The organism is Methylovulum psychrotolerans (assembly GCF_002923755.1).
Classification (GTDB): Bacteria; Pseudomonadota; Gammaproteobacteria; order Methylococcales; family Methylomonadaceae; genus Methylovulum; species Methylovulum psychrotolerans.
This window is the reverse complement of sequence record NZ_PGFZ01000001.1, coordinates 357,115-378,180: the sequence shown is the minus strand read 5'-3', so window position 1 is coordinate 378,180 and position 21,066 is coordinate 357,115. Positions and strand designations below refer to the sequence as shown.

Below are 21,066 nucleotides of genomic sequence, written 5' to 3'. Positions count from 1 at the left end.
CGTGGCAGAATTGAGCGGACAACAACAAGAAGAACTGGGCGCAAGCACAAAAGTCCAGCGGTCACGAAACGGATTCTGGTTTGGTATCATCATGTTACTGATTATTGCCAGTTTGGCAGGGGCAGGTTTTTATCTGTTTACCCAACTGCGTGACCGTCAGGAAGGCCTAGGCGGTGAAGTAAAAGGCGAAATGTCCAAACAATTAGGCGACTACCAAAGCCAATTGGCCGCCATCCAAAGCCAACTCGCCGCGTTAGAAACTAACATCAGCAACAAAGACGGCCATTTTACCAAGACGTTGGCCGATTTTTCCCAACTGCATGAAGAAAAACTGAACAACACGCGTAAGGAATTAGGCGAATCTATCCAGCACCTGCAACGTCAGCTCGGTAAGACCCGTGGCGATTGGCTGATTGCCGATGCCGAATACCTGCTCAGTATCGCCAACGAAAGGCTGCATTTGGTCGGCGATGTCAATACTACCCGTGAAGCCTTGGAAGCCGCCGACCAGCGTTTGCGCGAAAGCGGTGATGTCGGGGTTATTAAAGTCCGCGAGCAAATCGCCAAGGACATCAGTGCCCTGCGCAATATCAGTATGCCTGATATAGTCGGCATTTATGCAAAATTACAGGGCTTGGAAGCGGTGGCCGATAAGCTCAACCTGCTGTTGCCTTATGCCGGCAAGCCTTTATCAGGGGAGACCGCCGTCCATGCCCACGCCGATAGCACAGCCGAAGCCGAAGGCCATGACTTGTTGCAGTCGGCGATGGACCAATTGGAAGGCATTGTCACCATCCGCCACACCGACCAACCGGTTAAGGAAATCTTAACCCCAGAACAGGCCCAGTTTATCCATGAGCAACTGCGCGTGAAGCTGGAAATGGTCAAAATTGCTTTGGTCGAACATAATGAGGCCATTTATCAGGCCGGCTTGGGTGATGCCCAAGCTTGGTTGGCCGAGCATTTTACCAAAAATGACGAGAGCAAGGCGTTAGCTGGCGAACTTGAGCGTTTGGCGGCGGTTAAACTCAACAGCCAATTCCCCGATATTAGCCAATCATTTAAAATGCTCAGGGACATCGCCAAACTCAGGCTGGATACCGATAAGGACATAAAACCGGAAGCGGAAGCCGCCCCGTCGGCACCGCCTCCCGCCCCACAGCCTGCCGTACAACCCGCACCGCCCGCAGCAGCCCCCGCTGCCCAACCCAGTACCGAACATGCGCCAGAAGCAGAATAATAACTGAGCATTCAAATGAAAAAACTATTTTCGAAAAAGATACTGTATGTTCTGGTACTGCTTCTGCCTGCCATCGTCTTAGGGGGATTGGCTTATGTTTGGCTAGAGAGTTTTGACACTCCGGGCTATGTCTTATTGGGGATTGGCCATTGGTCGTTGGAAACCACCCTGTCGGTATTCATCTTCGCCCTGATTATCACCTTTTTCCTTTTGTACTTTAGCCTTAGGACGCTGGATTATTTAATCCGCCTACCCGGACAGCTTAAGGCGCGTTCAAGGTTAGTCAAATTTAACCGCTCGCAAGATGCTTTAATCTCCGGATTGGTCGATTCCGCAGAAGGTAACTGGGAAAGGGCAGAAACCGCCTTAATTAAACATGTTTCCCATAGCGGTGCGCCGTTACTGCATTACCTGACCGCCGCCAAAGCCGCACAATCGCGCGGGGCTTTGGACAAACGTGACGAGTACCTGAAAAAAGCCAGTGACCATGCCCCCGATTCGGCTATCGCCATCGGCCTCACCCAAGCTGAACTGCATCTGTCGGGTAATGAATTCGACCAAGCTTTAGAGGCCTTGGGCAAACTGCACGCCATTGAGCCCAGCCATGCCAGCGTTTTAAAATTGCTGCACCAAACTTACAAAACGATGGGCGACTGGGAGGCTATCCGCAAATTATTGCCGTCCTTACATAGCCATAAGGTGTTATTGGAAACCGAGATCAGGCAATTGGAAACTGAAGCGTTCACCCGCTTGTTAAAACAATCGGCCGCCACCGGACACATCGACACCCTCCAGCAACATTGGGCGGAAGTCCCCAATTACATCCGCAAACTGTCGGGCATTTCCGCCATTTACTTTGCCGCCATGATTAATGGCGGGGCAGGGGCTGACATTGAAGATGAGCTGGCCTTGGCCCTGTCGATTGATTGGGACACCACGCTATTGGTGCTGTTTGGCAGCGTCCCGTCTAACGATGCCTTAAAGCAACTGGCGATGGCGGAACGCTGGCTATCGGTACATGAAAACGATGCCGTGTTATTGGCGGTGTTAGGTAAATTAAGCGCGAAATGCGCCGATAACACCAAAGCGCGGACGTATTTGCAGCAAAGCTTGGCGATTGAGCCGACCGTGTCCGCTTACCAGTTACTTGGTGATCTGCTCACCGCCGAAGGCGAACAGGCCGAAGCCAGCCAGTGCTATAAAAAAGGTTTGGAATTGGCTTCTAATGAAGCGGTTAGCCGGATAATTCCTGCTGTATAGGCAGTGTGCCGCATATAATAAAAACCCTTACAATCATAAGGTACAAGCATAAAAAGCCCCAATAAATGCCGATTTTTATATAAAATATTGATTGTGCGGTAATTTAAAAAGAGAGGCGGGACTTATGCTAAAAGAAGCGGTTTCATGGGTGTTATTTGCCCTGCTGTTTATTGAAGGCATTTACCTGAACGTCTTACTAGTACGCACCGATTATGCAAGCCATGCGACGACTATTGGCTGTGATGCCCTATTAATGATGTACGCGTTGTGCCTAATGACACTTACCATTGCATCTGCCCTTTTCTTTAAAACTAAGCCCATATCTTATTTCTACTTGATTTTTATGGTGTTAAGTTGCTTCATGTTAGGCGTATTTTCTCTCATGAATGTAACCCAAATTTTTATTGGGATTGGTGGCGACGATATAGAAGGTAGCTGGATGCACTTTTTTTGTCCTCATGGATTCAAGTGATCAGTGCATACCCGTTTTTCAGTAATAACCCTCGCGCGGAATACCTTGTAAAGCGGCTTCCCTTTGCTTCAAGAAAAAAACTTACTGACATTCAGTGCCGTTTTGTAAATCCCCCAAGACAAAGGGATAACCACCCCTGCCCAGGCCAATACCGCCAAGGCGATAGCCAGTGCTTTGGGTTGGGCGGCGGCTTGGGTTTCGGCGGCAATGACCACTGCCGGGGCGGGTTGTTGGGGCGTTTGTTCCGCCAGCAATTGTTCTTCATTCATAAACCATTTCTCGGCAACCGGACGCACCAAGAGGTTGCAAAGCAGGCCGAGCATCAGCATGCCTGCCAGAATCATCATGGTTTGGTTATACACCTGCTCGCGCGGCAAGCCGATGCTGAGCTGGTATTCGCGCATGTAATTGACGATGACCGGCCCCAGGATACCGGCGGTCGCCCAAGCCGTCAGCAACCGCCCGTGGATGGCGCCGACATTTAAAGTGCCGAACAAATCGGCAAGATAAGCGGGGATGGTGGCAAAGCCGCCGCCATACATGCTCAAGATAAGGCAAAACGCCCCGACAAACAGCAATTTGTTGCCTGAGGCCGCGCTACTTGGGATGCTCAGATACAACAGGCCACCTAAGACAAAAAAGACAATGAAGGTCACTTTTCGCCCCATTTTGTCCGATAAGCTGGCCCAGAAAAACCGCCCGCCAATGTTAAATAAGCTCAGCAGGGCGGTAAATCCGGCGGCGATGGCGGCAATGGCGGCGAGTTGGCTTTTATCCAGTTCGCCGTAAGTTTTGCTGATACCGATCAATTGCCCGCCGAACACTTCTTGCAACATCGGCGAAGACATGCCGATCACGCCGATACCGGCGCTGACATTCATGCACAAGACCCCCCATAACAGCCAAAATTGCTTAATCTTGAAGACGTTCTTAACGTGAACATGGTGGGGGGTAATCATGCGGTTGCGGTTTTGCTTGGCGGGGGCTGTCCACCCGGCGGGTTGCCAATTTTCCGGTGGGATGCGGTAGCCGAGCGCGCCTGCCATCATAAAGACGAAATAAATCGTCGCCATACTGATAAATGTCGCCATAACCCCGACATCACTAGGGCTGGCAAAGAATTTCATCAGTTCGGTCGCTAAGGGTGAGCCGATCATCGCGCCGCCGCCAAAACCCATGATGGCCATGCCGGTTGCCATACCGCGCCGATCGGGAAACCATTTGATGAGGGTGGAGACGGGCGAGATATAACCCAACCCTAGTCCCATGCCGCCGATAACACCCGATCCTAGCAGCATTAACCAAAATTGGTGCAGATAAATGCCTAAGGCGGACAGCAGCATCCCGCCGCACCAACAACAGGCACTGACCACGCCGGCTTTGCGCGGGCCGGCATGTTCCAACCAGCCGCCCCACACCGCTGCCGAAGAGCCTAAAAAGACAAAAAATAAGGTATACATCCAACCGAGTGTGGATATTTTCCAGTCGCAGGTAGTGGTGAACAATTCTTGGAAAAAACCGACTTCGGGAGGGCAGGCCACACTGTCTTTTATGCCGATGGCTTTCGATAACGGCAACCAAAATACCGAGAAGCCATAAGCCATGCCGATACATAAATGGATGGCCAGGGCGGCGGGCGGGACTAGCCAGCGGTTAAAGCCAGCCTCGGCAATAATGCGTTTTTTGTCTAAAAAAGGATAGGTGGTAGGCATCATAATGCAGCTGTGTCAGTTAAGCATAAAAAGGATAAGACTAGTTTAAGCCAAAGCGGATTATTATCAGAACAAAAAAGTGGCGGGCTTTATCGTAGGGTGGGTCAGGGCGAAGTTAAGCCCAAAAGTGTGTGTTTGCAGATGGGGGAGGGGAAACCGTCAGGCAAAAAAAAGCGCATTAAACCGACGACAGGATTAATGCGCAGTGCTTAACAAAGCAAATTTTATCACGAGGAGGTAAAACAAACCGATGAATGCTTGTATTAAACATAAAGCATATATTATGCCAATAATACAGTTATTAAGGATTTGTTTTATCTCATTGAAAGTAAAGTGTTTATATTTTATTTTGGGATTTTTGCCATTCAGCCGTTTTGTAGGGCTTCGCACCGAAGCCAAGCAAACAGTCCGCTAATTACCCATTAGTGGGCGATAACGTGCCAAAAAAGCCGCTAGCCACGGGCTAAGCCTATTTTGCTTCAAATTGGTGCAAAAGCCTTATAAAAAAAGCCGCCACCGTTGACCACTAACAAGTAGGTGATAGTTAAAGCGGCGGATTTTGTTAGTATAGCCTTCATCTATAAAATAAAGGTTCGGGAAAAAGGTAAATCAATTTACCACTGACATTATGGTATAGTGCTTGCTTAATGATTGCTGTATAAAGTGCCGGGCGTGTCTTCCTTGTGTAGGCGCGTCTTTTGGGCTTTAGGGCGGTTAGTGCCAAGCCGGTTCGGCGTGTACTGTTTACCCCCAACTTTTGATTACCACCCCACACAGGCAATAGGAATAATCATCATGACAATTCGAGTGGCCCTCAGTCACAAAACCAAATATATCTTTGATCGGGCTGTATCTTTGTCGCCGCATGTGTTTCGCTTGCGTCCTGCGGTACATAGTCGGACACCGATTATAGGGTATAGCCTGAATATCGAACCGAAAGAACACTTTATTAATTGGCAGCAAGATCCGTTCGGCAATATTTTGGCGCGGGTCGTGTTTCCTGATAAGTGCCGACATCTCAGTGTTGAAGTGGAGGTTATCGCGGATATGACCGTCATTAACCCCTTCGATTTCTTTGTTGAGGAATATGCCGAAAAATTTCCGTTTAAATATGAGGAACAACTGCTTAAAGAGTTGCAGCCCTATCTTGAAGTCACTGAAGATGGGCCATTGCTGGCGCAATGGGTGGAAGATTTTGATTTGACCCCGCGCAACATCAACGACTTTTTAGTTGATGTCAACCGTAAGCTGTACGGCGACATCAGTTACAATATCCGCATGGAAGTCGGTATTCAAAGTTGCGAAGAATCACTGACCAAACGTAGTGGCTCCTGCCGCGATTCGGCATGGCTATTGGTGCAGATACTGCGCCATTTGGGCTTGGCGGCGCGTTTTGTGTCCGGCTATTTGGTACAGTTGACCGCTGACATTAAATCTTTGGATGGCCCGTCCGGCCCCGAAGAAGATTTTACTGACCTTCATGCTTGGACAGAAGTCTATGTGCCTGGGGCAGGCTGGATAGGCTTAGATCCGACTTCCGGGCTGTTAGCAGGGGAAGGCCATATCCCCCTGGCCTGCACACCGCATCCTTCCAGTGCCGCGCCAGTGACCGGGGCGACCGATGAATGTGAAGTGGAATTTGAGTTTAGCAATTCCGTCGAGCGTCTGCATGAAGACCCGCGCGTCACCAAGCCTTATACTGATGAGCAATGGTATTACATTGACGCTTTAGGTGAGCAAGTCGATCAGCAATTTCTTGATGACGATGTCCGCCTGACGATGGGCGGTGAGCCGACCTTTGTATCGGTGGATGATATGGAAGGTGGGGAATGGAATACGCTCGCTGATGGTGCGCACAAGCGCGAACGCGCACAAGAGTTGACCAAGCGTCTGCGCGATGTGTTTGCCAAAGGTGCATTGCTACATTATGGGCAGGGCAAATGGTATCCCGGAGAACCGATACCGCGTTGGCAATACGGCATTTTTTGGCGCAAGGACGGTGTGCCTGTTTGGCGGAACCCTGAGTTGCTTGCCGATATTAATAAAGATTATAAGCACACGGTCAAACATGCCGAGCAATTTGTTTTGCAAATGAGCCAGCATTTGGGGGTAAAACCCGGCTATATCAGCGCGGCGTTTGAAGATAATTTTTATTATCTGTGGCAAGAAGGCAATTTGCCGACTAATGTCAACCCGCTAAAATATGATCTGAAAGATTCGATAGAACGCAAAACCATCACCAAGGTGTTGGATGCCAATTTGGCGATACCGGTCGGTTTTGCCCTGCCGCTAAAATGGAACTGGTACGCGCAAACGTGGCAAAGCGGGCCGTGGGATTTCCGACGCGGCAATATGTTCCTGATCCCCGGCAATTCGCCTATGGGGATGCGGATGCCGCTCAATAGTTTGCCTTGGGTCGCTCCTGATAAGCGTGACCACCAGGAACCCCAAAGTTTGTTTGGCGATTTGCCGGAATTAGGCGATTATTACGGCGAAGTGGCTCGCCGTTACAGCCATTTTGAGGAAAAAACCAAGGAACATCCAGAGATTGTCGACCAAGAAGTTGGCGATGCGCCGACTGTACACGTCGAAGTGCCGCACACCGCCGTGTGTATCGAGCCGCGTGATGGCCGCCTGCACATTTTTATGCCGCCGTTATCGCTGCTGGAGCATTATCTGGATTTGATCGCCGCAATTGAGGCGACCGCAGAGAAGTTGGCGATGCCTGTCGTGCTTGAAGGCTATGAGCCGCCGCGTGATTACCGGATTGAACGCCTGATGGTCACGCCTGACCCAGGCGTGATTGAGGTCAATATCCATCCGTCCAAAAGCTGGCGGGAATTGGTCGATAAAACCACTATTTTGTACGAACAGGCTTTCCAAGTCCGTTTGGGTACGGAAAAATTCATGTTGGACGGCCGCCATACAGGAACGGGCGGCGGCAACCATATTACGATGGGGGCGGAAACCCCGACCGATAGCCCCTTGTTACGCCGCCCCGATTTGTTGCGCAGTTTGGTGACGTATTGGCAGCATCATCCTGGCTTGTCTTATCTGTTTTCCGGCATGTTTATCGGCCCTACCAGCCAAGCCCCGCGTGTTGATGAAGGCAGGGATGAGAAGTTGTATGAGTTGGAAATCGCTTTCCAGCAAATGCCCGAAGGTGAAGTCCCGGCACCGTGGTTGGTGGACAGGTTACTTAGGCATTTGTTGACCGACATTACCGGCAATACGCACCGTTCGGAATTTTGTATCGATAAACTATACTCACCTGACAGTTCCACAGGCCGTTTAGGCATTTTGGAACTGCGGGCTTTTGAAATGCCGCCCCATGCCCGGATGTCGTTGGTGCAGATGGTGTTGTTGCGCTCGTTGATCGCTTGGTTTTGGCGCAATCCGTACAAGCACGAATTGGTGCGGTGGGGTACGGAGTTGCATGACCGCTTTATGTTGCCGCATTATGTGCGTGAAGATTTGCGCCATGTCGTCAAAGATTTGCAACGTGGCGGGTACGCTTTTGAATTGGAATGGCTAGACCCATTTTTTGAATTCCGCTTCCCGCGCTACGGCACCACCATGATTGATGAGATGGAATTGGAGTTGCGTTTTGCCATCGAACCTTGGCATGTGTTGGGTGAGGAGGTCAGCAGTACCGGCACCGCCCGTTATGTCGATTCTTCAGTGGAGCGTTTGCAGATAAAAGTGACGGGCTTTACCGAAGGCCGTTATGTCTTGGCCTGTAATGGCCGCCGCCTACCAATGCGCAGTACCGGACGCAAAGGCGAATATACCGCCGGAGTCCGCTACCGCGCTTGGCAACCGCCGTCAGCTTTACACCCGACCATAGCCCCGCACGTTCCGCTAGTGTTTGATGTCATTGATACTTGGAACGGCCATGCCATAGGCGGCTGTACTTATCACGTCGCCCATCCGGGTGGCCGCAGTTATGATTCGTTTCCGGTCAACAGTTTTGAGGCCGAAGCGCGGCGCATTACCCGTTTCTGGGATTATGGGCACACCCCTGGGGCGGTCATCCGTCCGCCGTTATCGGCCTCTTACTCAGAAGCCTCGGAAAAGCCGTTCCTGAACCGTTTCAGTATCAGCAATACCGCGCCGAGACCGATGGCACCGCCCGCTGAGGAGCTGAATCCTGAATATCCGTTCACCCTGGATTTACGGTTGCGGGGACGCTGATTAAGGTGTAAAACGATATTATATTGGCCTGGTTAACCGATGGGGTAAAAAGCCATTTTTACCCCATCGCCGTATTATCCAAACCATAAAAATTAACCAACCAAAGGCCTAGTGAGTGCGTAGCCCTAGTGAATTAGCCAACGACATCGGTGTGCAATATTACGAGACCCGACTGGGTGTCTATGATGAAATGGTCACGACTGAGCATAAGGTCTTGCCCTATTGGCAGCATTTTGTCAACGCCTTGGAAACCATGGGCAGCGAGGAAATCGAGCATCGCCGCCGTGAAGCCCAACGCCTGCTCAGAGAAAACGGCGTTACTTATAATGTCTATGGCGATACCCAAAAACTGACCAGGCCGTGGCGGTTAGACCCTATCCCTTTGCTGATCAGCAGTGAGGAATGGACGGTTATTGAAGCGGGTTTAAAGCAACGGGCGCGGCTGTTGGATTTGATCCTTAAAGATATTTATGGCGAACAAAACCTGCTGAAAAAAGGCTTGTTGCCTATGGAACTGGTCTTTGCCCATCAGGGTTTTTTGCATCCCTGTCAGGGGACTTTGCAAAACCAGCCTATCCAATTGACAATTTATTCGGCCAACTTAGTCCGTGGTGCCAAAGGCCGCTTTTGGGTATTGGATGACCGCGCCCAAGCCCCGTCAGGCTTTGGCTACGCGCTGGAGAACCGTACCGTCATGACGCGGGTCTTGCCGGATATTTTGCGCGATACCCAAGTCCACCGCCTGTCGGGTTTTTTTAAGGGCCTCAGTAAAGGCTTGGCCAATATTGCCCTGCACAATAAGGAAAATCCCCGGATTGTCGTCCTGACTCCGGGCCCTTTTAACGAGACTTATTTTGAACATGCGTATTTGGCGGCTTATCTAGGCTATACCTTGGTGCAAGGTGATGACTTGACGGTGCGGGACGGGCATGTTTGGCTAAAATCGTTGGAAGGCTTGCAGCATGTTGATGTGATTTTGCGCCGTGTCGACGATTCTTTTTGTGATCCTTTGGAACTGCGTATCGATTCGCGTTTGGGGGTGACCGGCTTATTGGAGGCGGTACGGCGCGGCAATGTGGCGATAGCCAACCCCTTAGGCAGCAGCGTCTTAGAAAATCCGGCTTTGCTGGCATTTTTACCGAAACTGGCCAGGTACTTTTTGAATGAAGACCTACTTTTGCCGTCAGTGGCGACGTGGTGGTGCGGACAACAGCGCGAGCGTGATTTTGTCCTGCAAAACCTCGAACATCTGGATATTAAGCAAATCAACCGTCGGCAAGATACTAGCTTTTTGGCGGGCAATACCTTAAGTGCCGCGCAAAAAGATGCCTTACGCGCGGCAATTTTAGCCAAGCCGCATTTGTATGTCGGCCAAGAGCAAGTGACCCCTTCGACCGTACCTTCTTTTATCAGCCACCGTATCCAGCCGCGCACGGCGGTGTTACGCAATTTTGTGGTGGCTAATGGTGAAGATTACTTGGTCATGCCAGGTGGCCTGACGCGTGTCGCTCAAGATAAGGACGATGTGGCCGTTTCTAACCAAGCAGGCGGCATCAGTAAAGACACTTGGGTATTGGCGGCCGAGCCTAGCCAAGCGCCGAGTGTTTTGGTTCAGCCGAACCGTTTGTTTCTGCTTGATGCCGTCACCGAACCGTTAACCAGCCGCGCCGCCGACCATTTGTTTTGGGTAGGGCGTTATCTGGAACGTACGGAAGCGGTCGCCCGGTTATTGCGTACGGCCTTGTTAAAATATCAGGACATGCTGGAGTTTAAGGACACGATTGACAGTGTCGCGCTGGCGGCCTTACTGCATAGCCTGACTCACGTTACAATGACGTATCCTGGGTTTGTTAACGGCCCGCCTGAGAGCTTGGAACATCCGCAAGACGAATTATTATCCCTTGCTAAAGATGGCCACCGCCCTGGGTCATTGGCGGCAAATATCCAGGCATTCGTCCAATCCGCCTATAATATCCGTGACTTATGGTCACAGGATACTTGGCGGAGTGTCGATAATATCCAGTACCGCTGGAAATTGCGGGTGGTCAATGGGGAAATCGTCATTGAGCAATTGCAAAGTTATTTGGATGACCTGATTACTGGGGTCGTGGCTTTTTCCGGTCTGACTAGCGAAACCATGACCCGTGAGGCCGGTTGGCTGATGCTGGGTAGTGGCCGCCGCTTGGAACGGGCTTTGGCGTTGATTGCCTTATTACGCGCCACGCTGGTCCAGCGCTATGACACGGCGGTGCAAAATCAAGTATTGGAGGCGGTGCTGTTTTCTACCGACAGCCTGACCATTTACCAGCGCCGCTACCGTTCTTTTATGGAATTGTCGGCAGTGCTGGAATTATTGCTGTTGGACGAGACCCATCCGCGTTCTGTGGCCTATCAGCTACGCTTGTTATCTGAGCATATCAGCGCTTTACCTAGAGACCGAAGCAAGCGTAAGTTAAGCGAAGAAGAGCGTTTGATTATTAAAGCTTATACTGACTTGCGTTTGAGCAATATCGTCGATTTGCTAAAAATTAGCGATGACGAGGGCATCTATACGCAGTTGGAGCAATTGCTTGCCGACACCACAAAATTATTGTGGGGGATTGCCGATACTATCGCCCAAGCCTATTTCAGCCATTCCCAGACCTCGCAATTAATGACCGCGAATATCCCGCCTGAGGACGAGCCGTGAAATACCGCATCACCCATACAACGACCTACAATTACAGCCAAGCCGTTGGTTTATGCCAAAACCAAGCGCGTTTGCAGCCGCGCAATTTTTGGCGGCAACATTGTGTGGACAGCCGTTTTGAGATTATCCCGCCCCCTAAAGATTTTCGGGAACTGAGCGATTATTTCGGCAACCGCCTCGCCTATTTTGCTATCCAGCAACCACATAGGCAGCTAGTGGTGACGGCAGTCAGCGATATCAGCTTATTTCCCGGACGGCAACGGCATGAACTGTTACCGCAGCAAAGCTGGCGGCAGGTGCAGCATTTTTTTCAGGAAACCTCCGGGCAAAACCTGAATAAGCAACAACTGCAAACCTTATTGGAGGCCAAGCAATATGTTTTGGATTCGCCGATGATTAGTGCTTCGCCGGAATTGGCGGACTACGCCCTGCCGTCTTTTCAAGACGACCGCCCGCTGCTGGATGTCGTGTCGGATTTGATGCGGCGGATTTACACCGATTTTACTTACGACCCCACTTCCACGACTATTGCCACACCCTTATTGGAGGTGTTGGCGAAACGGCGCGGGGTTTGTCAGGATTTTGCCCATTTGGCTATCGGTTGTCTGCGTAGCTTTGGCATTCCTGCCCGTTATGTCAGCGGTTATCTGGAAACCGTACCCGCTCCGGGCAAACCCCGCTTAGTGGGTGCCGACGCTTCCCATGCGTGGTTTGCCGTTTACATCCCTGATTTGGGCTGGCTGGATTTTGACCCGACCAACAACAAAATGCCCCATGACCAGCATATCACGTTGGCTTGGGGACGTGATTATGCCGATGTCACGCCGCTAAAAGGCATTGCTTTCGGGGGAGGCCAGCATACGCTGTCGGTCTCTGTGGATGTGTTGCGCCTGGAGGGGGACGGAGGATTTGGCGAAGAATTTTTTTAACCTTTACCAGCATAACCATAAGGCTATTGCTAAGCATTCAAACTAAAACGGAGGATTTTATGACTACTATACATCTAATTGGCGGTGAAAAAGGCGGTGTCGGCAAATCGGTGCTGGCGCGGGTATTGGCGCAATATATGATTGACAGCAATATCCCTTTTATTGGTTTCGACACTGACCGCTCACACGGTGCGTTACTGCGTTTTTATGCCGATTATGCGTCACCGACCATCATTGACGATTACCAAAGCCTGGATGTTATCATGGAAACGGCGGTCGCCAATCCTGAGCAACGGGTGTTGGTGGACTTGGCGGCGCAAACTCACCATTCGTTGGCGACATGGATAGATGATGGCGGAGTGCTGGAATTAGCCGAAGAAATGGGCGTGTCTTTGGTGTATTGGAATGTTATGGATTCGGGTAAGGACAGTGTCGAACTGCTCAGTAAGCTGCTCGACCATTATGGCGTGAAATTACACTATGTTCTGGTGCAAAACCAAGTGCGCGAAGATGATTTCAGCTTACTGGAATTTTCCGGTGTTAAAGACCGTGCGGTGGATATGGGCGCAAAAGTGATGACGCTAAAACGTTTGTATACGCCGATCATGACCAAAATTGACGGTAACAATTCCAGTTTTTGGGCGGCCAGAAACCGTGACCTTGAAAACCTTAACGCCTTGGGCCTGATTGATAGGCAGCGGGTCAAAATGTGGTTGAACCATGCCTATAGCCAGCTTGATATGTTGGGCGTTTGAACCGTTTGATGGGCAGGGCAGGGGATAAAACGGTTATGAGGCTGTTAGTCACTTGTAACTTATGCTTCCAAATTGATAATCCGGTCGCGCTGATCTTAATGTTGCGGCCATTTCGGGGCATACAACAATGGATTATCCGGGAGACCTACACCATCAAGCCCGCCGTGGCAGTGACCGAAAGCACGGATAGTTACGGTAATTCCTGCCAGCGGCTGGTAGCGCCACAAGGGGATTTTTTACTTTATACCTCGGCGGAAGTGATTGTTAATGATTTTATCGACACCATGCCGGGAGCGCATTTTGTCGAAATCCAATACTTGCCTAATGATGTCTTGCCGTATCTGTTGCCTAGCCGCTATTGCGAATCTGACCGCTTTGGTGAGCTGGCCAGAGACCTGACCGCAGGGGCTTTGCCGGGTTATGACCAAGTGGCTTGCCTGGCCGACTGGATACGCCAAAATGTGCAGTATTTGCCCGGCTCTAGCGATGTCCATTTATCGGCGACCGAAATTTACCAACGGGGTTTCGGGGTCTGCCGTGACTTGGCACATTTGGGGATAGCCTTATGCCGCAGCATCAGCATTCCGGCACGGATTGTCGTGGGGTATCTGCATAATCTCCAGCCTATGGACATGCACGCTTGGTTTGAGGCCTATATTGGCGGGCAATGGTATGCTTTTGACCCTACCCAATATGGCTTATATGGTGGGCGGGTGATTATCGCATTTGGCCGCGATGCCGCCGACGTATCGGTTTTTCACCAGTTCGGTTTCGGGGCAATCCTCACCAGCATGGTGGTGCGGGTGGAAAACTTGGGTAATTCCATGAATTGATGGCGCATTTCTGTCCGAAAAAGATTAAAATAGCGGTCATTTTGAACGTCTCATAAAAAATAACAACTATGACTTATTGTATTGCAGCTTCAATCAACGAAGGGTTAATCCTGGTTTCCGATTCAAGAACCAATGCGGGTATTGATAATGTAAGCACGCATGGCAAAATGCACGCTTTCGATAGCCGTCCCGACCGCAAGATAATTTTGCTTTCGGCGGGTAACCTTGCCACTACTCAGGCCGTCCTTGAGCAAATGCACCGCGATAAAATCAAAGAGGCCAAGGTGAATATCAATACGGTCGAATGCTTGTCCGAAGCCGCCGATTATTTAGGCCATATCAGCGTCGAAAAACAAAAGCAGCACATCAATACTCAGGGTCAATCGGCCTTTAACCCGTCGGCGACGTTTATTTTGGCCGGACAAATCGGCGGGGAGCCGCACGGCGCGTATATGATCTATGCCGAAGGCAATAGCATCACCACTTCCGCCAACACGCCCTTTTTGCAAATTGGCGAAAGCAAATACGGTAAGCCGATCCTTGACCGTTTCCTTAAGCTGGACACTTCCATAGATGAAGCGGCGCGGTGCTGCCTGGTGTCTATGGACTCGACTATCCGCAGTAACGCCAGTGTCGGTGCGCCGGTAGAAATGCTGGTATACCGTAAAGACAGCTTCGCTTTTCAGGAATATTATTGTTTTGATGACGGCGACGATTACATGCTCCAGCTCCGCCGTAGCTGGGAAACGAAACTACGCGAGGCTATCGCGGCTTTGCCTTCGTTGGATAAAAATGCGGTTAAGCCAATGCGTGTAGAACTGTAAATGCTTGGGCAAAGGGTGCCCTGCCTTTGGGCAGGGTGCTTTTTTAGCTTACGCAAACCCTTGTGATGAAAGTAACGGGCAAAATATTTCCCCCTTCCTTGAAAGTGTCGCCGCTCCCCCCCATATCCTAGCTAACTAAAAACCTACAAATGTAAAGGTAATGCTATGCGTATGGATAAACTCACCAGCAAGTTCCAATCTGCCCTTGCCGATGCCCAAAGTTTGGCGTTGGGTAAAGACCACCAATTTATAGAACCCGCCCATGTCATGGCGGCCTTGCTCGATCAAGAAGGCGGCAGTGTTAAGCCCTTGCTGGCTCAGATCAATGCTAACCCTGGCGCATTGCGCCAAGATTTGGCTAAATTGCTCGACCGTATCGCCACCGTCAGCGGTTCTGGCGGCGATGTCCAATTGTCGAATGAATTAACCCGTTTGCTTAACCTGACCGATAAGTTGGCGCAAAAACGCCAAGACCAGTTTATTTCCAGTGAGCTATTCCTGCTCGCCGCTTGCGAAGAAAAAGGCGTGCTTAACGACTTGCTGAAAAAATACGGCGTAACCAAGGCCTTGTTAGAAAAAGCGGTCGATGCGATGCGCGGGGGTGCGGCGGTCAATGATGCCAATGCCGAAGACCAGCGCCAAGCCTTAAAAAAATATACCATTGACCTGACCGAACGCGCCGAACGCGGCAAGCTCGACCCCGTTATTGGCCGTGATGATGAAATCCGCCGCACCATTCAGGTGTTGCAGCGCCGCACCAAAAACAATCCGGTGCTGATCGGTGAGCCTGGCGTCGGTAAAACGGCTATTGTCGAAGGCTTGGCGCAACGTATTGTCAATGGCGAAGTGCCTGAGGGCATGAAACACAAACAAGTGTTGGCGTTAGATATGGCGGCTTTGATTGCGGGGGCCAAATTTCGCGGCGAATTTGAAGAACGCTTGAAGGCCGTGTTAAGTGATCTTGCCAAAGAAGAAGGGCAGGTCATTCTCTTTATTGACGAACTGCATACCATGGTCGGTGCAGGTAAAGCCGAAGGGGCGATGGATGCGGGCAATATGCTCAAACCGGCTTTGGCGCGGGGCGAACTGCATTGTGTCGGGGCGACGACCTTAGACGAGTACCGCAAATATGTCGAGAAAGATGCCGCGCTTGAACGCCGTTTTCAAAAAGTGTTGGTGGATGAGCCGTCAGTTGAAGACACTATCGCCATTTTGCGCGGTTTGAAAGAAAAATACGAAGTGCATCATGGTGTGGAAATCACTGATCCGGCTATCGTCGCCGCCGCTACGTTGTCTTACCGTTATATTGCCGACCGGCAATTGCCTGATAAGGCCATTGATTTGATCGATGAGGCCGCCAGCCGCATCCGTATGGAAATTGATTCCAAACCGGAGGTGATGGATCGCTTGCACCGCCGCCTCATCCAATTGAAAATCGAACAAGTCGCGCTTAAGAAAGAAAAAGATAGCGCCTCGAAAAAACGTCTGGAAATTCTTGAAGACGAAATTGCCGATTTGGAAAAAGAATATTCCGACTTGGAAGAAATTTGGAAAGCCGAAAAAGCCTCTTTGCAAGGCTCGGCCTCAATTAAGGAAAAACTGGAACACGCTAAAACCGAATTGGAAGCGGCTAGCCGCGCTAACGATTTGGCGCGTCAGGCCGAATTGCAGTATGGCATTATTCCGGCTTTAGAAAAACAACTCAACCAAGCGGTACCTGCGGAAGCCCAAAAAATGACCTTGTTGCGTAACAAAGTCACCGACGAAGAAATTGCCGAAGTGGTATCGAAATGGACAGGGATTCCGGTCTCGAAAATGCTTGAAGGCGAACGCGACAAATTGTTGCGTATGGAAGAGTTTTTAAGCCAGCGGGTCATTGGTCAGCAAGAGGCCCTAAAAGCCGTCAGCAACGCCATCCGCCGCTCGCGTGCCGGGTTATCAGACCCTAACCGCCCTAATGGCTCGTTCCTATTCTTAGGGCCTACAGGAGTCGGTAAAACGGAGTTATGCAAGGCTTTGGCGGAGTTCATGTTTGACACCACCGATGCGATGGTGCGTATTGATATGTCCGAGTTTATGGAAAAGCATTCGGTCGCCCGTCTGATTGGCGCACCTCCGGGTTATGTCGGTTATGAAGAAGGCGGTTATCTGACCGAACTGGTGCGGCGTAGGCCTTATTCGGTCATTCTGATGGATGAGATTGAAAAAGCCCATGCCGATGTCTTCAATGTCTTATTGCAAGTGTTGGATGACGGGCGTTTGACCGACGGCCAAGGCCGGACGGTGGACTTTAGGAATACCGTCATTGTCATGACCTCTAACTTGGGTTCCGATATTATCCAAGAATTGGCTGGTGAGACGTTATATCCAGTGATGAAGTCGGCAGTAATGGAACGGGTCAGCCAACATTTCCGGCCTGAGTTCATTAATCGGATTGATGAAGCGGTGGTGTTCCACCCTTTAGGACGCGCACAGATCCGCGCCATTTCGGGCATTCAGATCGACTTCTTACGCCGTCGCCTGCAAGACCGCGAACTCGGTTTTGTCATCAGCGAAGCCGCGTTAGATTTGCTCGGTGAAGCGGGTTTTGATCCGGTGTATGGGGCCAGACCTATGAAACGCGCTATCCAGCAGCACTTGGAAAACCCGCTGGCGCAAGCCATTTTAGCGGGGGATTTTGTGGCCGGTGATGTGATAACGGTGGCGGTTGACGGGGCGGGGCATTTGGTTTTTGGCAAATAACGCCGGATAGCCTGTGGCATAGGCCTTGGTAAGGCCTATGCTTACGCGGTCTGGTGCTAGACTTTTAGGGAAGCCGGCTTCACGGGGTTTATCGCCTGTTTAATGAGCGTGATCGCCTCGCCATTCAGTTGGGCGGTGCGCTTGTTGCCGACGCATAATGCCCCGCGAAAGCCTAAATAATCGGGCTTTAAGATCATCAGGCCAGGAATGTCGGTCAGCCGTAAGGAACCGGCCAAGCCGCATAACAGTTTATTGCGTTTCGCCAAACGGATGAATTGGCGCAGTTCCATCACATCCATCGCTTTGGTCAATGAGCCTCGGTTTTTGGTCATGGTGTCCAGCATTACGCCTTTAAAACCAGCTCTTTTAAAGAGTTTTATCAGGCTCAGATCGGGACTGGCATCGGCAAACAGCACGGCTATCAGGTTATGCTGGGGCGTTAATGCCGATAACTTGTTAATCATGGTCGGCCAGTCGCCGTCCGGGAAAAAGCCGATTTTTATATAATCAACCCCAGTTTGTGCCATAATTTGGGTGGCAAAGTAGACCAACTCCGGCTGCATCGGCAAATCGCCAATAGTGGCGCTGACCAAGCAGCGATGGCCAATGGCCTCGACAATTTGTTGGACAACTTCGGTGTCCAAAGCCCCTAAAGCGCCGTGTGCAGGTTGTTTCAGGTCAATGATGTCAACCTGTGCCGCCAATACCTCTAAGGCTTCTTCAATGCTGTTGACGCTTGCTAACATGCCGGTCATGGCCTGTCTCCATTTTTGAAAGTTTCAATGGCTTCCATCAGCCAATCCCAGGCTTCGCGTTCGCGCTCACCAGCGGTTTTCTCAAAACCAATACGCAAATACGCCAAATCGGCCTCAATTTTTGCCATCGGCAATAAATGTAGACGGCTGACCAAAATAGCCGCTTCCAATACCGCAAACTGGCTGCGGTTAAACCCGGTGAACGGGGCGTGGTTGACGCTATGCACCGCCGTGCAGAACAGCTTAGGGCGGGTGCTGTCGTCTTCTATGCGCACAACTTGCACTTCGGTATGCGCCAAGGCATTCGCTAAAACGGGTGCGTTGACATGGACGGCTGCTTGGAGGGGCCACTCGCGCCGTCCGGTCAGGCAACCGGCAAACACCCGCACATCATCGCAATAATTGAGCACGGCGTTAGGGTTTGCCAGCAGATTGTCCAAGGTTGTCGAAGGCCGGAACGGCAGGATGATGAATTCATCGCCTTGGCAGTGGACACCCATCGGGGCGATATGGCTATCACCTGTGCTATCTTGAGTGGTGACTATGGTTTCTTGAATCATTTTTTCGGCAAAGTAGTTCCGGCGGGTTTAAAAGTATGTAAGTCAACGGTGGCTTCGGCCTGGTCGGTGGCGCAACCCCAGGTTAAGGCCTGGTCTTGGGTAAAGCGCTTGCCGAGTTGCCACGCGATTTCGGCACGGGCCAACTCTACCCCCAGGTAAAAAGCATGGCCACCATCTTGGCCGACATTGAGGTGCGGATAGAGGGCAAACGGGTCAGTCGCGCTGTATAAGCCATCGCGGTTAAAAATATGTAGGCCTTCGGCACTGGTTTGGATACGGAAACTGGGGTCTGTAATAGCCCCGGCCAATTCGCGTATCTCTTCTGGCGAATAGGGAAAAGGCGCAATTTCATGCGTGGTCATCAGGCCAGGGTGGATATGTTTCGGTAAAGTGGCCTGCTGTTTGGCGGCAAACATAATACGTCTGGCCACGTCGGCCTCTTTAATCGCCCGGCAAGCATGGCGGCTGACTTCGGTCGCCAAAATATGGTTAATATCCAACTCGGAACAAATGCCCAACAACAGGGCATTCATTCCGACCGTATCGGCGTGGGTTAGTTCGGTAATGTTGCCTACCCCCAACATCATTTCTATGCCGGGATGCCGGGTCCTGACTTCATGGTAACGCGCCAGCGAGCGGGTAAAGCCAAAATGCAGGGGGTCTAAAATTGGGTCGACGATAAACGGCTTGTTTTTGGCCTGCATCATGGCGATCGCCCTGTCCAAAGAGGCCAAGTCATCATGGTGTTCGGGGATTAAAATCGGCGTCGCGGCCACCTCATCGGCAATCCAGAGGCTGCTTTCATGGAGGCTGAGCAGGTAATCCGCCCCGGCTTGGCCGCCCCTCAGCAAATCTTCATCGACCAACGAGTCGATACTGACCCTAAATCCCGCCGCTTTTAAGGCGTGGATCAGCTCTTCCATCTGCGGGAAAGGGGTGCTGGGCAAACAGCCCAGATCAATGACATCGGCGCCGTTGTGCCGATAATACGCCGCCCGCTCCAACACTTGTGCGATGCTTAAGTTAGGCGCGTCGGTGATTTCGGCAAAAATTTTCACTTGGTAACGGCTTAAATCATAAGTCTGGGCTTTTTTGCCGAAATACTGCGGCAAATCTTTTAGCTCTTCCGGGCCGCGCAGGACGGGCACGTTAAGGTGCGCCGACAAAGCGGCAATATCGCCCCGGCAACGCCCCGGCAAAATGATCCTATCTGCCCCGAAGGTGTCGTGCAAACGTCTTGCCACCATGTCGGTGGTCATGAGTGCGGCGACTTTCAGCCCCAATTGATGCACCGTATAAGTAAAATCCGGCTGCATTTTTTCGAGTATGTTATGCAGTTGCTTTTCGGCCAGTTTGCCTGTCAAAAATAGGATATGTTCGCTCATGCCAAAGTCGCCAAGCGGGCTTGTACCGTCGCGATTAGGGACTCAACGCTGTCCACCACGGTTGTGTACTCAAATTGCCGTAACTTGTCAGTGCCTTCCAAGTCGATTTTACGCGGATACACCATGACTCTGCCACCGGGGGCGGTGGTCTCCATTTCTGGCGCAATATCGCAAGGGTAGACGATGCTGGGGATGCGGCATTTGCCCGCCTGCGAATACAGATTGGTCACTAAGGTATCGGCGATGCCTAACACACATTTGGCGACAGTATTGGACGTGGTCGGCGCCATGACAAAGGTGTGGTAATAGCCTTTGTAAAACAGCCCGACCGGGGGGGCTGACGCGGCTTTGTCGCGGTAAACCGACATTCTGCTACGGATATCCTGCAATGGGATGCCATACATTTTCAGCACTTCCTCGGCGGCCGGACTCAGGTATAAGTCTACGGCCTCCAAAGTCATTAAGAAAGCGATACATTCTTCTATATAATGGCCGGAGCCAGTGATTGCCCACGCTAATCGAGGTTTATCCATGAATTGTGTCAAATCGGTCTATGCAAACGGTTATTATAACCGAATTGTGGGCACTTTTTGTGGTCAGACAAATTTTAAGCAGGGTTTTGCTAGTAGGGGTTTGGTGGCAGGGCGTAATCTGCACTCCACCAAACCAAAAAAGATCTTGAAACCCATATAGAGCCCAACTATTTGCTATTCGCC

General features: G+C 51.0%; 15 protein-coding genes. 10 read left to right on the top strand and 5 right to left on the bottom strand.

Annotated elements, in window-relative coordinates; translation table 11 throughout:
• Position 1 precedes the first annotated feature (1 nt).
• The 3 genes from AADEFJLK_RS01805 (at position 2) to AADEFJLK_RS01795 (ending at position 2,972) form a co-directional block, all read left to right on the top strand.
• Positions 2 to 1,240 (top strand): uroporphyrinogen-III C-methyltransferase, encoded by a 1,239-nt coding sequence (locus AADEFJLK_RS01805; RefSeq protein ID WP_088618766.1) that lies wholly within the window; start codon positions 2 to 4, stop codon positions 1,238 to 1,240.
• 15 nt (positions 1,241 to 1,255) lie between these two features.
• On the top strand, positions 1,256 to 2,500 hold the full coding sequence (locus AADEFJLK_RS01800) for a heme biosynthesis HemY N-terminal domain-containing protein (protein ID WP_103973099.1): 1,245 nt from the start codon (positions 1,256 to 1,258) through the stop codon (positions 2,498 to 2,500).
• Between the two features lie 124 nt (positions 2,501 to 2,624).
• The gene (locus AADEFJLK_RS01795) at positions 2,625 to 2,972 is read left to right on the top strand and encodes a hypothetical protein (RefSeq protein ID WP_088618764.1); all 348 of its coding nucleotides are present in this window, start codon (positions 2,625 to 2,627) and stop codon (positions 2,970 to 2,972) included.
• A 68-nt stretch (positions 2,973 to 3,040) separates the two neighbouring features.
• On the opposite strand, the gene AADEFJLK_RS01790 is transcribed toward AADEFJLK_RS01795, so the two are convergent.
• Positions 3,041 to 4,687 (bottom strand): OFA family MFS transporter, encoded by a 1,647-nt coding sequence (locus AADEFJLK_RS01790; protein ID WP_103973098.1) that lies wholly within the window; start codon positions 4,685 to 4,687, stop codon positions 3,041 to 3,043.
• A gap of 792 nt (positions 4,688 to 5,479) precedes the next feature.
• On the opposite strand from AADEFJLK_RS01790, the gene AADEFJLK_RS01785 reads away from it, so the two are divergent.
• The 7 genes from AADEFJLK_RS01785 to clpB all read left to right on the top strand — a co-directional run bounded on the left by AADEFJLK_RS01785 (position 5,480) and on the right by clpB (position 17,650).
• A complete protein-coding gene (locus AADEFJLK_RS01785; RefSeq protein WP_103973097.1) occupies positions 5,480 to 8,878 on the top strand; it encodes a transglutaminase family protein in 3,399 nt (1,132 codons plus the stop codon).
• A gap of 115 nt (positions 8,879 to 8,993) precedes the next feature.
• On the top strand, positions 8,994 to 11,567 hold the full coding sequence (locus AADEFJLK_RS01780; RefSeq protein ID WP_332455534.1) for a circularly permuted type 2 ATP-grasp protein: 2,574 nt from the start codon (positions 8,994 to 8,996) through the stop codon (positions 11,565 to 11,567).
• On the top strand, positions 11,564 to 12,496 hold the full coding sequence (locus AADEFJLK_RS01775; protein ID WP_088618761.1) for a transglutaminase family protein: 933 nt from the start codon (positions 11,564 to 11,566) through the stop codon (positions 12,494 to 12,496). The genes AADEFJLK_RS01780 and AADEFJLK_RS01775 overlap by 4 nt, the downstream gene beginning before the upstream one ends.
• A gap of 59 nt (positions 12,497 to 12,555) precedes the next feature.
• The gene (locus AADEFJLK_RS01770) at positions 12,556 to 13,251 is read left to right on the top strand and encodes a P-loop NTPase family protein (RefSeq protein WP_088618760.1); all 696 of its coding nucleotides are present in this window, start codon (positions 12,556 to 12,558) and stop codon (positions 13,249 to 13,251) included.
• 35 nt (positions 13,252 to 13,286) lie between these two features.
• On the top strand, positions 13,287 to 14,084 hold the full coding sequence (locus AADEFJLK_RS01765; RefSeq protein ID WP_088621533.1) for a transglutaminase-like domain-containing protein: 798 nt from the start codon (positions 13,287 to 13,289) through the stop codon (positions 14,082 to 14,084).
• A gap of 68 nt (positions 14,085 to 14,152) precedes the next feature.
• Positions 14,153 to 14,908, top strand: a complete 756-nt coding sequence (locus tag AADEFJLK_RS01760; protein ID WP_088618759.1) for a proteasome-type protease — start codon at positions 14,153 to 14,155, stop codon at positions 14,906 to 14,908.
• Positions 14,909 to 15,073: 165 nt separating this feature from the next.
• Positions 15,074 to 17,650 (top strand): ATP-dependent chaperone ClpB, encoded by a 2,577-nt coding sequence (gene clpB, locus AADEFJLK_RS01755; RefSeq protein ID WP_103973096.1) that lies wholly within the window; start codon positions 15,074 to 15,076, stop codon positions 17,648 to 17,650.
• Positions 17,651 to 17,706: 56 nt separating this feature from the next.
• Here clpB and AADEFJLK_RS01750 read toward each other — a convergent pair whose 3' ends face one another.
• From AADEFJLK_RS01750 to AADEFJLK_RS01735, 4 genes are read right to left on the bottom strand one after another with little or no spacing between them, the layout of a single operon-like run.
• Positions 17,707 to 18,405, bottom strand: coding sequence for a (5-formylfuran-3-yl)methyl phosphate synthase (locus AADEFJLK_RS01750; RefSeq protein WP_088618757.1), 699 nt, complete (start codon positions 18,403 to 18,405; stop codon positions 17,707 to 17,709).
• Complete coding sequence (locus AADEFJLK_RS01745) at positions 18,402 to 18,965, bottom strand: DUF447 domain-containing protein (RefSeq protein WP_103973095.1); 564 nt, start codon at positions 18,963 to 18,965, stop codon at positions 18,402 to 18,404. The genes AADEFJLK_RS01750 and AADEFJLK_RS01745 overlap by 4 nt, the downstream gene beginning before the upstream one ends.
• Entirely contained in the window at positions 18,962 to 20,350 is a 1,389-nt protein-coding gene (locus AADEFJLK_RS01740) for a DUF6513 domain-containing protein (protein WP_103973094.1), read from the bottom strand. The genes AADEFJLK_RS01745 and AADEFJLK_RS01740 overlap by 4 nt, the downstream gene beginning before the upstream one ends.
• The gene (locus AADEFJLK_RS01735; RefSeq protein WP_103973093.1) at positions 20,347 to 20,883 is read right to left on the bottom strand and encodes a flavoprotein; all 537 of its coding nucleotides are present in this window, start codon (positions 20,881 to 20,883) and stop codon (positions 20,347 to 20,349) included. The genes AADEFJLK_RS01740 and AADEFJLK_RS01735 overlap by 4 nt, the downstream gene beginning before the upstream one ends.
• Positions 20,884 to 21,066: the final 183 nt, after the last annotated feature.

What these genes read in the sequence shown, in the direction of transcription:
- AADEFJLK_RS01760 (WP_088618759.1), top strand. Translation starts at nt 14,153, where the DNA reads ATGACTTATTGTATTGCAGCTTCAATCAACGAAGGGTTAATCCTGGTT.
- AADEFJLK_RS01800 (WP_103973099.1), top strand. Translation starts at nt 1,256, where the DNA reads ATGAAAAAACTATTTTCGAAAAAGATACTGTATGTTCTGGTACTGCTT.
- AADEFJLK_RS01750 (WP_088618757.1), bottom strand. Translation starts at nt 18,405, where the DNA reads ATGACCGGCATGTTAGCAAGCGTCAACAGCATTGAAGAAGCCTTAGAG.
- AADEFJLK_RS01790 (WP_103973098.1), bottom strand. Translation starts at nt 4,687, where the DNA reads ATGATGCCTACCACCTATCCTTTTTTAGACAAAAAACGCATTATTGCC.
- AADEFJLK_RS01795 (WP_088618764.1), top strand. Translation starts at nt 2,625, where the DNA reads ATGCTAAAAGAAGCGGTTTCATGGGTGTTATTTGCCCTGCTGTTTATT.
- AADEFJLK_RS01785 (WP_103973097.1), top strand. Translation starts at nt 5,480, where the DNA reads ATGACAATTCGAGTGGCCCTCAGTCACAAAACCAAATATATCTTTGAT.
- AADEFJLK_RS01745 (WP_103973095.1), bottom strand. Translation starts at nt 18,965, where the DNA reads ATGATTCAAGAAACCATAGTCACCACTCAAGATAGCACAGGTGATAGC.
- AADEFJLK_RS01740 (WP_103973094.1), bottom strand. Translation starts at nt 20,350, where the DNA reads ATGAGCGAACATATCCTATTTTTGACAGGCAAACTGGCCGAAAAGCAA.
- AADEFJLK_RS01735 (WP_103973093.1), bottom strand. Translation starts at nt 20,883, where the DNA reads ATGGATAAACCTCGATTAGCGTGGGCAATCACTGGCTCCGGCCATTAT.
- AADEFJLK_RS01765 (WP_088621533.1), top strand. Translation starts at nt 13,287, where the DNA reads ATGAGGCTGTTAGTCACTTGTAACTTATGCTTCCAAATTGATAATCCG.
- clpB (WP_103973096.1), top strand. Translation starts at nt 15,074, where the DNA reads ATGCGTATGGATAAACTCACCAGCAAGTTCCAATCTGCCCTTGCCGAT.
- AADEFJLK_RS01770 (WP_088618760.1), top strand. Translation starts at nt 12,556, where the DNA reads ATGACTACTATACATCTAATTGGCGGTGAAAAAGGCGGTGTCGGCAAA.